The organism is Loktanella sp. DJP18 (assembly GCF_049310965.1).
In the GTDB taxonomy this organism is placed as follows: Bacteria; Pseudomonadota; Alphaproteobacteria; order Rhodobacterales; family Rhodobacteraceae; genus Loktanella.
The window spans coordinates 25,920-38,539 of record NZ_JBMERN010000034.1 but is presented as its reverse complement, the minus strand read 5'-3'; the positions used below and the strand labels follow the sequence as shown (position 1 = coordinate 38,539).

13 protein-coding genes are annotated in these 12,620 nt (G+C 63.0%); 6 read left to right on the top strand and 7 right to left on the bottom strand.

Going from position 1 to position 12,620, the window contains the following annotated elements; genetic code table 11:
* The 3 genes from ACOI1H_RS11860 to ACOI1H_RS11850 form a co-directional block, all read right to left on the bottom strand.
* Positions 1-1,103: CaiB/BaiF CoA transferase family protein (locus tag ACOI1H_RS11860; RefSeq protein ID WP_422437695.1), on the bottom strand; the 1,103-nt coding region annotated here is incomplete at its 3' end.
* Positions 1,100-1,765 carry a DsbA family protein gene (locus ACOI1H_RS11855; RefSeq protein ID WP_422437689.1) on the bottom strand — a complete coding sequence of 222 codons (666 nt, stop codon included), beginning with the start codon at positions 1,763-1,765 and terminating at the stop codon, positions 1,100-1,102. The genes ACOI1H_RS11855 and ACOI1H_RS11860, both read right to left, overlap by 4 nt.
* A gap of 10 nt (positions 1,766-1,775) precedes the next feature.
* Complete coding sequence (locus ACOI1H_RS11850; protein WP_422437693.1) at positions 1,776-2,291, bottom strand: DUF721 domain-containing protein; 516 nt, start codon at positions 2,289-2,291, stop codon at positions 1,776-1,778.
* Positions 2,292-2,349: 58 nt separating this feature from the next.
* Here ACOI1H_RS11850 and mutY point away from each other — a divergent pair, with 58 nt between their 5' ends.
* Entirely contained in the window at positions 2,350-3,402 is a 1,053-nt protein-coding gene (gene mutY, locus ACOI1H_RS11845; protein ID WP_422437688.1) for an A/G-specific adenine glycosylase, read from the top strand.
* 33 nt (positions 3,403-3,435) lie between these two features.
* Positions 3,436-4,578, top strand: coding sequence for an alkane 1-monooxygenase (locus ACOI1H_RS11840; RefSeq protein WP_422437687.1), 1,143 nt, complete (start codon positions 3,436-3,438; stop codon positions 4,576-4,578).
* A gap of 1 nt (position 4,579) precedes the next feature.
* On the opposite strand, the gene ACOI1H_RS11835 is transcribed toward ACOI1H_RS11840, so the two are convergent.
* The 4 genes from ACOI1H_RS11835 to ACOI1H_RS11820 form a co-directional block, all read right to left on the bottom strand.
* On the bottom strand, positions 4,580-5,611 hold the full coding sequence (locus ACOI1H_RS11835; RefSeq protein ID WP_422437686.1) for an NADP-dependent oxidoreductase: 1,032 nt from the start codon (positions 5,609-5,611) through the stop codon (positions 4,580-4,582).
* Positions 5,612-5,802: 191 nt separating this feature from the next.
* Positions 5,803-6,915 (bottom strand): site-specific DNA-methyltransferase, encoded by a 1,113-nt coding sequence (locus tag ACOI1H_RS11830; RefSeq protein WP_422437685.1) that lies wholly within the window; start codon positions 6,913-6,915, stop codon positions 5,803-5,805.
* Between the two features lie 89 nt (positions 6,916-7,004).
* A complete protein-coding gene (locus tag ACOI1H_RS11825) occupies positions 7,005-7,643 on the bottom strand; it encodes a ribonuclease HII (protein ID WP_422437684.1) in 639 nt (212 codons plus the stop codon).
* 71 nt (positions 7,644-7,714) lie between these two features.
* Positions 7,715-8,116: a hypothetical protein gene (locus ACOI1H_RS11820; RefSeq protein ID WP_422437683.1), complete on the bottom strand. Its 402-nt coding sequence runs from the start codon at positions 8,114-8,116 to the stop codon at positions 7,715-7,717.
* 161 nt (positions 8,117-8,277) lie between these two features.
* Between ACOI1H_RS11820 and ACOI1H_RS11815 the strand changes: the two genes are divergently transcribed.
* From ACOI1H_RS11815 to ACOI1H_RS11800, 4 genes are all read left to right on the top strand, one after another.
* Positions 8,278-8,562 (top strand): hypothetical protein, encoded by a 285-nt coding sequence (locus tag ACOI1H_RS11815; RefSeq protein WP_422437681.1) that lies wholly within the window; start codon positions 8,278-8,280, stop codon positions 8,560-8,562.
* Complete coding sequence (locus tag ACOI1H_RS11810; RefSeq protein ID WP_422437679.1) at positions 8,504-9,238, top strand: winged helix-turn-helix domain-containing protein; 735 nt, start codon at positions 8,504-8,506, stop codon at positions 9,236-9,238. Before ACOI1H_RS11815 ends, ACOI1H_RS11810 begins: the two co-directional genes overlap by 59 nt.
* A gap of 40 nt (positions 9,239-9,278) precedes the next feature.
* The gene (rpe, locus tag ACOI1H_RS11805; protein WP_422437678.1) at positions 9,279-9,959 is read left to right on the top strand and encodes a ribulose-phosphate 3-epimerase; all 681 of its coding nucleotides are present in this window, start codon (positions 9,279-9,281) and stop codon (positions 9,957-9,959) included.
* A 97-nt stretch (positions 9,960-10,056) separates the two neighbouring features.
* Entirely contained in the window at positions 10,057-12,594 is a 2,538-nt protein-coding gene (locus ACOI1H_RS11800) for a putative bifunctional diguanylate cyclase/phosphodiesterase (protein ID WP_422437676.1), read from the top strand.
* Positions 12,595-12,620 lie beyond the last annotated feature (26 nt).

Genomic DNA, 12,620 nt, shown 5'->3' with positions numbered 1-12,620 from the left:
CGCTGCAATTTCGGTGCCGGCCCGCGTGGTGAGGTATCGCCGCCGGACATCCGGATCGGCGTCCGCATCCCCGGCACCCCGTCCAGATCGACCTGCATCCCGCGGTAAACGATCTGGGGATCGGCAAAGACCTGCGCCATGTCGTTGATCGGGCCGGCGGGGATGCCATGCGCCTCGCACAGCGCAAGGAGGGCGTCGCGCGCGTGTCGGCGTGTCCCGTCGTTCAGCGCGCCGACAAGTCTGTCGCGCTGGGCGATCCGCTCGCCGTTGCTGGCGTAAGCAGGGTCGGTGCCCAACTCGGCAAGGTCGAGCACGTCGCAGAGCCGCCTGAATTGCGCATCGTTGCCAGTGGCGATGACGATGTGTCCGTCGGCACAATCGAAGACCTGATAGGGCACGAGGTTCGGATGGGAGTTTCCTGTCCGAACCGGCGGCATGCCGGTGGCAAGGTAGTTCATTGCCTGATTGGCCATCATCGCGACGGCCACGTCATAGAGCGCCAAGTCGATCTGCTGGCCACGCCCCGTTGCGTGGCGCTGATGCACGGCGGCGAGGATCGCGGTGCTGGCATACATGCCGGTAAACAGGTCCACCACGGCGACACCGACCCGCTGCGGCTGGCCATCGGCGTCTCCGGTCACGCTCATCAGGCCGGACATGCCCTGGATGATATAGTCGTAGCCCGCGCGGTGCGCATAGGGGCCGTCCTGCCCGAACCCGGTGATGGAGCAGTAGATCAGCCGTGGATTCAGCGCCGACAGGCTGGCATAATCGAGGCCGTACTTCGCCAGACCGCCGACCTTGAAATTCTCGATCACGATATCGGCGTCGGCGATCAGATCGCGGACGCGGGCCTGACCTTCCGGCGTGCGGAAATCCACGGTGAGAGAGGTCTTGCCCCTGTTCGTCCCATGAAAATAGGCGGCCGCGCGGTCGCCGTCGTGATCGATCCAGGGCGGCCCCCAGCGGCGGGTATCGTCGCCGTCGGCGGATTCGACCTTGATGACTTCGGCACCCAGATCGGCCAGCGTCTGACCGGCCCAGGGGCCGGCCAGGATGCGCGCCAGCTCGATGACGCGCAACCCTTCAAGCGGGCGCATCAGCCGGCGATCGCGTCGTCGATGATCTTGGACATGTCCTCATAGCTCATGTTCGAATACTTCGTGCCGTCGATGATGAACGACGGGGTCGAGGTGATCTCGTCTTCCGCGGCGTTCGACTCAAACCATGCGACAAGGTTCTGCGCCTGCGCGGCATCGTTCATGCACGCGTCCAGCATTTCGTCCGTCAAACCGGCGGTCTTGGCCAGCTTGCGCAGGTCCTGCGCGATCGTCGCGGGATCGCCGCTGGCGGTCCATTCGCGCTGCTTGTCGTAGAACATGTCGGCCATGCCAAAGAACCGCATCTCTCCGCCGCAGCGGGCCATCATGGACGCCCACAGACCGAAGCGGTCGAAATAGACCTCGCGGTAGGTGAACTGCACCTTGCCGGTGTCGATGTAGTCGGCCTTCAGCCGCGGCCAGACGGTCGCGTGGAAGTCCGCACAATGCGGGCAGGTGAAACTTGCGTATTCGGTCATCTTGACCGGCGCGTCTGCGGCCCCGATCACCATGTCCGGGATCGCTGCCGGGTCGGCGGGCGTGTCGCTCTGGGCATTCGCCATACCGACCAGAAGGCCGTTCTGCGGGCTGCTCAGGTTCAGGGCAAAGGCGCCGCCGACAAGGGCGGCAGCGCCGCCGGTGGCCAACAGGGTTCTGCGTTTCATCAAATCTACCTCAGGTTCGGTTTTTCGGTTTCGACAGGACATTGGCGGCAAGCGCCTCCAGTGCTGTCCTCAGATCATCATTCGCGACACCCTTTGCAACCGTGCGCGCACGTTCCTGCATCTCGGGGTCGGGCTTTTCGGGGGCTTTCGGTGCTGCGGCAAAGGCGACGCGTCCTTCGGCAAAGCCGGTGGGGGCGGTCTGCGTGATGCGCACGCGGGCGATGGCCCGGTAGCCGTAGCAGGCATTCACCTTTTCCAGAATCTGAAGCTTCTGCATCTCCAGTATCGGCGCATTGGACCCGGTCGTCAGGATCGTGAGGGTCGCCCCCAGACCGCCGCGCCCGTAGGACACGTTGACCGGCGTCGCCACGCTGGCGACCTGTTCGCCCACGAATTCCGCCCAATGGGTCAGCAACCGCGTTTCCGCAAAGCCACGACCTTCGCTGCCCGCGCGGATGCGCGACTGCATCAGCGTGACGGCGCGGGAAAAGCCGCGGGTCGAAGACGTGCGGTGAGGCTGTTTCATCATCACCGTTTAGTCTATGTCACCCCGCACGCCAAGTCAGCGCGAAAGGGCATGAACATTGCGTGACCGATCATTGCAACTGCTGGACTGGTATGATGTCCACGCCCGCGCAATGCCGTGGCGCGTGTCGCCCTCGGATCGCAAGGCGGGGGCACGGCCCGATCCCTACGGCGTCTGGCTGTCAGAGGTCATGCTGCAACAGACCACCGTTGCCGCCGTGCGTGATTACTGGCGCAAGTTCATGCGGTTATGGCCCACCGTCGCCGATCTGGCGGGGGCGCGGGATGCCGATGTCATGGCCGCGTGGGCCGGGCTGGGATACTATGCCCGCGCCCGCAACCTGCTGAAATGCGCCCGCGCCGTGGTCGCGGATCACGGCGGCGTCTTTCCGTCCGACCACGCGACGCTTCTGACGTTGCCGGGGATCGGCCCCTATACCGCATCGGCAGTTGCCGCGATCGCCTTTGACCGGCCCGAAACCGTGCTGGACGGCAATGTCGAACGAGTCATGGCGCGGCTTCACGATGTTCATACGCCGCTGCCCACAGCAAAGCCTGCCTTGATGGCGCTGGCACAGGCCCTGACGCCGCAAAAAAGACCCGGCGATTATGCGCAGGCCGTGATGGACCTTGGTGCCACGATCTGCACGCCCAAATCGCCTGCCTGCGGCATCTGTCCGTGGATGCAGGGCTGTGCGGCAAGGCTGGCCGGGACTGCGGCGCTGCTGCCCAGAAAGACGCCGAAGAAGGCCGTTCCGGTGCGGCGCGGTATCGCTTATGTCGCACGGCGCGTCGACGGGGCCTGGCTGCTGGAAACCCGCGCCGAAAAGGGGTTGCTGGGCGGAATGCTGGGGTTTCCCGGCTCGGACTGGTCCGACGATCCGCAACCCGCGCCGCCTGTCGCCGCCGATTGGCAGGTGCTGGACGCCACCGCGCGACATACCTTCACCCATTTTCATCTGGAGCTGGCGATTCTCTGGGCTGTCGTCCCCACCAATGCGCAGCCCGACCGGGGCAATTTCGTGCCGCATGGCGTTTTCAGCCCCGCCGCGTTACCAACCGTCATGCGCAAGGTGCATGATCTGGTCGCCGATTCTTTGCATCCGCGCTGACAAAATGCCGTAATCTTCGGGTATGAGGATCGCATGACTGCAACCATTGCCACACCGCGAATCGGACGTCTGTCCGCAGCCCTGCCTTTCTGGCTGTCGCTGCTGCTGATTCCGATCGTCTGGGTCAGTGCCATCTGGGGGGGCTGGGCGCTGCTGCTTGTCCCCGTCTGCACTTGGTATCTGTTCGGAATCATCGACATCTTTGCCGGTCTGAACGAGGCGAATCCAGACACCGCCACCCCCGACGACCAGTTGTGGTGGTATCGGATCATCACGATCATCTGGGCGCCGCTTCAGGTCGGGACAGTGTTCGGCGTGCTGTATTACGCGACGCAGACGAACCATCTGGACGGGTGGGAGCTGGTCGCGCTGTTCTTCGGCGTGGGGATCGTCACCGGGACGGTGGGCATCAACTACGCACACGAGCTGATGCACCAGCGGCCCAAGGTCGAACGCTGGATGGCGGATATCCTGCTGGCAATGGTGCTGTATTCGCACTTTCGGTCAGAGCATCTACTGGTGCATCACCGCTATGTCGGGACGCCGCGCGATCCGGTCACGGCGCGCTATAACGAAGGGTTCCACCGCTTCTTTCCGCGCGTGCTGGTCGGATGCTACGTCTCGGCGTTTCGGGTGGAAAAGGCGAAGCTGGCGCGCAAGGACCGGCCCTGGCACGACAGCCGCAATCCGTTCTGGCGTTACTGGGCACTGCAACTGGCGTTTCTGACGCTGGCCGCGATCATCGGGGGCTGGCTTGGCGTGGCGCTGTTCGTCTGGCAGGCCTTCATCGCCGCCTGGCATCTGGAACTCGTGAATTACATTGAACACTACGGTCTGACGCGCGAACATCTGGGCAATGGTAAGTATGAACACGTCAAGCCGCATCACTCGTGGAACTCTGCCCAGAAGGTGTCGAACTGGCTGCTGATCAACCTGCAACGCCATTCGGACCATCACTACAAGCCCGACCGCCGGTTTCCGCTGTTGCCGACCTACGCCGCAGACGATGCGCCACAACTGCCCTACGGCTATTCGGTGATGGGAATCGTGGCGATGATGCCTCCCGTCTGGCGGCGCATGATGAACCCGCAGGTCAAGAAATGGCGCCGCCAGCACCATCCGCACATCACGGATTGGTCCGCCTACAAGGCCGCGACCCATCCGTGGCCGCGCTAGGTCAGGCGGGATCGCTGCCGACACGTACCATCTGCTTGCCGAAGTTGCCGCCGCCCAGCATGTCGAGGAACGCCTGCGGCGCGTTCTCCAACCCCTCCGCGATATCCTCGCGGTAGGTGATCGTCCCGTCGCCGACCATCGGGCCGACCTGTGCCATGAAGTCGGGGAATTTGTGGAAGTGGTCGAAGATGATGAAGCCTTCGACCAGCAGACGCCGCGTCAGGATGTTGCGCCAGACCGCCGGCAGCGGCTGCGCATCGCCGATGCCTTGGCCCGAATACCACGCGATCATGCCGCACACGGCGATGCGCCCGTGGGTGTTCATGTTGGCCAGCACCGCCTCCAGCGTCTTGCCGCCGACGCTTTCGAAATAGACGTCGACGCCGTCGGGCGCTGCGTCCCTGATCGCATCGCGCAAGGACTTCGCGTCATGCGCGTGGTGGTCGAGGCAGACGTCATAACCCAGTTCCTTGACAGCGTAATCGCATTTGTCAGGCCCGCCGGCGACGCCGATGACGCGCATGTCCTTGGCCTTTGCCAACTGCCCGACCATGCCGCCGACGGCCCCCGTCGCGGCAGAGACGACGATGGTTTCGCCGGGCTTGGCGCGCCCGATGTCGTTCAACCCGACCCATGCGGTGATGCCGGGCATCCCCAGCACGCCCTGCGCGGTCGAGATGGGGGCGATATCCGGGTCCATGATGCGCACGCCGTCGCCGTTGCTGATCGCATGAGACGTCCAGCCGAACGACCCCGCGACGATCTTCCCGACAGGAAAGCTGTCGTTGCGGCTTTCCATCACCTCGGCCACGGTGCCGCCTTCCATCACGTCACCGACCGCGACCGGCTTTGCATAGGATTTCGCGTCGTCCATCCGGCCCCGCATGTAGGGGTCCAGCGACAGCCAGATGACGCGGACCAGAAACTCTCCATCCCCAATGGCGGGCAGAGAAGCAGTCTCTTGCCGGAAATTGTCCAGCGTCGGTTTGCCGTCGGGGCGGCTGGCAAGAACGATCCGGGTGGCGTCTGTCATGGGGCTATTCCTTCGATTGCTTGCACAGAAGGTAGTGCCGATCGCGCGGCCTGACAGGTTGATCCCACGTGAAGTCATGCCTCAAAAAAAACCCCGCATGTCCCAAGGGGACAGCGGGGCAAAGGTAGTGCCTGCACGTCAGCCCATGTGGGGCTGACGCGTCGATGGCACCGGCGGTAACTGTGAAAACTCTAGGCGTGCTTGGCCATTTCGGCGCGGACCTGCTGGCGCAGCAAGTCGATGGGCACGCGCTGCCCTTCGCGCTTGAATTGCCAGTAGGTCCAGCCATTGCAACTTGGCGCGCCTTCCAGATGGGCACCGACCTGATGGATGGATCCCTTGATGTCGTCTCCGCTGAGGGTGCCGTCGGCACGGACCTTGACGGTATGACGCCCGTTCAGGGAATAAAGCTCTTCTCCCGGCCGCAGCATCCCGCGTTCGACAAGGACGCCAAAGGCGACGCGCGGCTCTGATCGCTTGGATGTGCTGACCTGCAAGGCCTCGTTGTCAAACTTGCGGACCTTGGCGATTCGCTTTTCAGCGACCTCGCGGTAGGCGTCTTCCCGTTCGATCCCGATGAAATCGCGGCCCAGCATCTTGGCGACAGCGCCCGTGGTGCCGGTGCCAAAGAACGGGTCCAGCACGACGTCGCCGGGGTTCGTTGTCCCCAAAAGGACACGGTGCAACAGGCTTTCCGGCTTTTGCGTCGGGTGGGCCTTGTCGCCGTTGTCGTCCTTGATCCGCTCGTGCCCCGTGCAGATCGGCAGCATCCAGTCAGACCGCATCTGCACGCCTTCGTTCAGCGCCTTCAGCGCCTCGTAGTTGAAGGTATATTTGCTGTTTTCCGACTTGCTGGCCCAGATCAGCGTCTCATGTGCGTTGGTGAACCGCTTGCCGCGAAAGTTCGGCATCGGGTTCGATTTGCGCCAGACGACATCGTTGAGGATCCAGTATCCCTGGTTCTGCAATTCGGCCCCCATGCGGAAGACGTTGTGATAGCTGCCGATCACCCAGATCGCGCCGTTCGGTTTCAGCAGGCGGCGTGCGGCGGTCAGCCAGTCGCGGGTGAATGCGTCGTAGACGGCAAAGCTGTCGAACTGGTCCCAATGATCGTCGACGGCATCGACCTTGGAATTGTCGGGGCGATGCAGGTCGCCGCGCAGCTGAAGGTTGTAGGGTGGGTCGGCAAAGATCAGATCGACCGATGCTTCTGGCAGACTGTTCATCACATCGATGCAGTCACCCCCCAAAATTTGGTTAACCGGTAGCGATAGGCCCTTCTGGGCCTTTGTTCTTATTGTCATGCTCTGCCTCTATCCCGGTGGATTTTTCCACTCGTTGATTGAGGACAGGATGACCTTTCCGGGGATTCCAGAGCAATGAATATATTGCCTTAGACCGTCTCAATTTTTTCTTGCCACAACATCTTGTGGACTGGCCCGAACGTCCTGCGGTGATGTGGTGACACACCGTGACATTTCAGCCCCTCTATATGTTCGGCTGTCGGATAACCTGCATTTCTCTCCCAGCCGTAGCCGGGATGCTGTTGCGCCAAGTCCACCATCACCCGATCGCGCCACACTTTTGCCATAATTGAGGCAGCGGCGATGGACAGGGACCGCGCATCACCCTGCACGATGGTTTGCGCCGGACACCTCAGACTCCGCGGCAGGCGGTTGCCGTCAATCAGCGCAAAGCAGGGCGGATGTGCCAAGTCGGCCAGTGCGCGCTGCATGGCAAGATGGCTTGCGACAAGGATATTGTGGTGCTCGATTTCCTCGACCGAGGCGCTGCCGTAACCGACGGAAGCGACCTGCGGGATCAGATCGAACAGGGCGACCCGCCGTTTGGCGCTGATCGCCTTGCTGTCCCCGAGGCCCGGCGGAATACGCGCGGGATCAAGGATCACCGCGCAGGCCATCACAGGGCCAGCCAACGGGCCGCGCCCGACTTCATCCACGCCCGCGATCAGACGGTGACCCTGTCCGCGCGCCAGGATTTCGAAACTCAGGTCCGGAGGAAGAAACGTCATGCCGCCAATCTGCCGCAACATGGCGGCCGGGAAAAGGGCCAGTCGTCCTCGGGCAGCGATGTCGTACCGGCCTAGCGTCGGGGCCGGAAACCTGTGTCGTCGAGACACTGGGGGTCGTAGCCGTCGCGGATGCCGCCCCAGGTGACAAGCTGAACCCGACAGATTCGCGGCAACCGCGCCTCCGCGCCGAGCCGATTCGACAGGCATGCGGAATCGTACAGCCGGTGCCAGCCGTCCGGCGTCTCGACCGATTGCAGGCAACGGCTCGGCAGGTCCCGTCCATGATGCAGGCCGGGGTGTCGATCCACCACCACGGGCGGTGCGACCATCGGGGCCATCGGCCCGCGATGCGGACCGTCAATCCCGTTGCCTTGCCCTTGCAGCAGGCCGCGCCAGTCGATCGCCTGATCGGCCCAAGCCGGTTGCGTCATGCCGCCGCACAGCAATAGGAGTGTCGCGGCTGTCCTGATCATCTTGTCCACCTTCCCTGTCGGGGTGCCCTGCGCACCCACCGATGCCCGCAGCATCGGCCAAACAGGCTCGTCGCGCGATAACGGCGGCTGGCGCCCAGCGGCCGGGCGCGATAACATCCCGCGATATTGCATAACACGTCTCGTGCATGTCAGATCGGCCCATGATGAAACAACTCCTTCCCCTGATCCTGATTGGCCTGCTCGGTGCGACTGCCGCGCAGGCTGATTGCTTTGCCGATTACAAGGCCAAGCGGGACCAGCCGCTGCGACTGCATTACGGCGTGGCCGAAGTGACCGGGGACTGTTCCGCCGCCAATGCCGCCGCGACGCTTGCGCCGCGGCTTCAGGCAGATGGCTGGGCGCTGCTGACCATCGTGGGCGTGTTCGATGCAAACGGTCTGGACAGCAGAAAGGACAGCGCAGGTGAGTATTTCCTCCGCTACTGAGGCGCGTGAAATCGGCAACCGCATCGTCGTGGGCGGCATCATCGGAATCGTGGTCATCCTTGCCGCAGCTGCGGTGCTGCTGTTCGTCAATCTGCCCGATGCGAATGCGTTCAACGCCCGCGTCGAACAGTTGTTCGTGGAAAACGACAACCTGACCACCAATGCGGAAATCAAGCTGCTGGAGATTCTGGCCGGATCGGGCACCGCGTTTTCCGACACGCTGTCGTCCTATCGCTTCGTGATCTTCGTCCTTCTCGTGTTCTCGACTGCGTTGCTGGTCGCGGCGATCGCCTTTCTGGTCATGCTGATCGGCCTGACGCGGCGGATGGGTCAGATCGAACGCAAGGGGATCGAGGTGAACAGCCTGCTGATCAGCCGCGATCAGGGGTCCGTCTACCTCAACAACTTCGAATTCAAGCTGACGGCGGCAGCCATCGAGACCCTCTCCGTGCTGGCCGAGGCGCGGATGGACGACGAGGTGCTGTCGGGCGCCGAAATCGAAGGCGTGATCTCGGGCCGGGACGCGTCCGACTGCGACGAGGCGGCGGGGGCGACCCGGATCAAGCGCCTGCGCGACACGCTGGGCAACCAGATGGTCAGCGAACTGCTGGTCAAGAACATCGCGCGCAAGGGCTACATGCTGGCCATCGACAAGGACGTGATCCGCATGGTCTGAGCCTCGCGGTTCAGATAGCCCTTCGATCAAGGAGACCCGAATGACCTTCAACCGCAGCCTCAAGATCGCGCCGTCGATCCTGTCCGCCGATTTTGCCGACTTCGGGCGCGAAATCCGCGCGATCGAGGATGAGGGCGCGGACTGGGTGCATGTCGACGTGATGGACGGGCATTTCGTGCCGAACCTGACCTTCGGTCCACCCGCGGTGAAGGCGTTTCGCAAGCACGTCACGACCGTAATGGACGTGCATCTGATGATCTCTCCCGTCGATTCCTTCATCGACGCCTATGCCGATGCGGGGGCCGACATCCTGACCGCACACCTCGAGGCGGGACCGCACATTCACCGCACGTTGCAGGCGATCCGGGCCGCTGGCATGAAGGCAGGCGTCGCGTTGAACCCCGGCACCCCGGCCGATGCGGTGGCGGACCTGCTGGACATGGCGGATCTGGTCTGCGTGATGACTGTGAACCCCGGCTTTGGCGGGCAGAAGTTCATCGACATGACGGCCAAGGTCCGCAAGCTGCGGGACATGATCGGTGACCGCGAGGTGCATATCGAAATCGATGGCGGAGTCGATCCCGCAACGGCACCGCTGGTCGTGGCGGCAGGGGCGGACGTGCTGGTGGCCGGGTCCGCCGTGTTCCGTTGCGGGTCCGTGGACAGGCCGCAGGTCTATGGCGACAATATCAGGGCCATTCGGGCAGCCGCCGGGGGCTGAGCCCGGCAGTCTCGGCCAGAAACTGTGTCAATTCAACCAGAGCGCGAAAGTCAGTTCTACACGGTAGCTTGACTTGGGCGCGTTAAAGGTTGCGTCCTTGAACGGCACCCGTCTTCGTCAGGTTGGCTTTCACATGAACTTCAAGACGGATTTTCCCGAACGTGGCCTCGTCGAAAACCTGATCGACAGCCTCGCACAGCCGGCATTCGTTCTGGGTCTTGGAACGGACGTGATTCATGCCAATGGCAAAGCAATTGCGTTGATGTCGGATACGACCGGTGGTCCGACCGACGGTGTCGCTTTGACCGACATCCTGCCGCTCCACGCCGCACAATTCTTTCACAGGTGGAGCGATACTGTCATCGACGGCACGGCAGAGACTCGGACCCTTGAGATACCGATCCCGTCAGGTGCCATCTGGAACGTGAAATCGCTTAGCGATCACTATGGCACCATTGGCGGATTCCTGTTCCAGCACCAGTCCGCGGCGCAGATCGCGCAGCCGATCCCACCGGATTCTCATACTGACGCCGCGCGCATCAGCGCGCTGGTGAGGACCGAGATGCGTTGGAAGACGGCCGTCCTCAGCGCCAAGCAGGGTGTCTGGGACCACGATTTCGAAAATGATCAGCATTACCTTTCGGACACCTGGCGCGAGATGCGGGGCCTGCCCCACCATGCGTCGGCACCGCTGTCGACGAACGATTGGCTGCTGACGATCCACCCGGAAGACATTGCACACATCCGGCGGGAACTGGCGCGTCAGGACGCAGGGCAGACCGACATCGTCGATTACACGTTCCGACAGAAACACGCGGACGGTCACTGGATCTGGATTCTCAGCCGGCGTCGCGTGGTGCGCCGGGACGCCAGCGGCACACCCGTCCACATCATCGGCACCGATACCGACATCAGCGACATCAAGGCGGCGGAGCTTGAACGCGACCGCTTGGCGCAGCGCCTTGCGATGGCGATCGAGGCCTCAGAAATCGGTCAGTGGGAACATCCGACCGGGTCCAGCGTCGACTTCTGGGACGCGCGCATGCTTGAAATCTACGGGCTGACCGACGGCGCGACAGAGCGTAGCGAAGCCGAATGGGCCGCACTGATCCATCCCGATGACCGGGCCGCAACCGTGGCCAACTACGAGGATTGCAGACGGACTCAGCGGGATCTGGCCTGCGACTACCGGATCGTCACTGCCGACGGGACCGAGAAATTTGTTCGCAGTCGCGGCAAGTTCTTTCCCGATATCCATAATGGCGACCGGTACATCGGCGTCAACTTCGACATCTCGCAGGACCATCAGAAGACCGTCGCGCTGGAATTGGCGCAGGTTCGGCTGGAATACGAAAGCCGCCACGACTATCTGACCGGTCTGGCCAACCGCAGAGCGTTGGATGACGCCTTCAACGCCATCAGGCGGACGGCCCGGCCCGGTCAGGTCGCAGCCATCCACTTTGACATCGATCGGTTCAAGCAGATCAACGACTCGCTCGGCCACGATGCCGGTGACGTCACTCTGCGGCACATCGCGTCCATTCTGGCGCAGGAACTGCCGACAGAGGTGACGGTGGCGCGAAGCGGCGGCGACGAATTCGTGGCGCTCTTTCCGCAGGCGCCCGACGATGCGGCCTTGTTGGCGCATGTGGACCATATCGCGGCCAGGCTGGCCGATCCGCTGAACTATCAGGGTATCCCGATCAAGGTCGGCGTCAGCACGGGAATTGCGCGGACCGGGCTGGCGGAGCCCGATTGCGACGATCTTTTCATCCACGCCGACCTTGCGCTTTATCACGCCAAGAAGGACGGCCGTTCCGTCGCGCGCTTTTACGTGCCCGACATGAAGGACGAGGTTGTTGCGCGCAAGGCGACGCTGGATGCCTTGACCGTCGCGCTGGAGCAGAACCAGATCATCTGCCATTATCAGCCGCAGTTCGATGCGCGCACCCACGAATTGAGCGGTGTCGAAGCCCTCGTGCGGTGGCAGAGTCCCGAACATGGCCTGATCATGCCGGACCGCTTTCTGACCGTCGCGGAAGAGATGGGACTGATCGCGACCATCGACGACATCGTCCTGCGGCGCGTGCTTCTCGATCTGGCGGCATGGACCGCGGCGGGCCTTTATGTGCCTCATGTCTCTGTCAACATTTCCGGACAGCGCCTGACCGATCCCGGTCTGGGCGCGCATCTGCAAAGCCTTCATATTCCGCGCGGAAAGATCGTCTTCGAGCTGCTGGAATCAGTGTTTCTGGATGGGGCCAACCAGACGGTCGACACGAATCTGGACAAGATCAAGTCCCTCGGCATCGACATCGAGATCGATGATTTCGGGACCGGTCACGCGTCCATCATCAGCCTGCTGCGCCTCGCGCCGCGCCGGTTGAAGATCGACCGCGCCCTGATCCAGCCCATCGTGGAGTCGCCGACTCGCCGCGCGCTGCTGGAGACGATCATCCGCATCGGCAAGATGCTGGATATCGACGTGATCGCCGAAGGCGTCGAAACGCCGGCGCATGTCGCCATTCTGCGCGAACTGGCCTGCGACTATTTGCAGGGCTACGCGCTTGGCTACCCGATGGAGGCGGCAAAGCTTGCCGACCTGATCCGAGCGCGAAACGCCGCGTCCGCCTAAGTCGCGCGCTGGAGAAGCATCAAGGT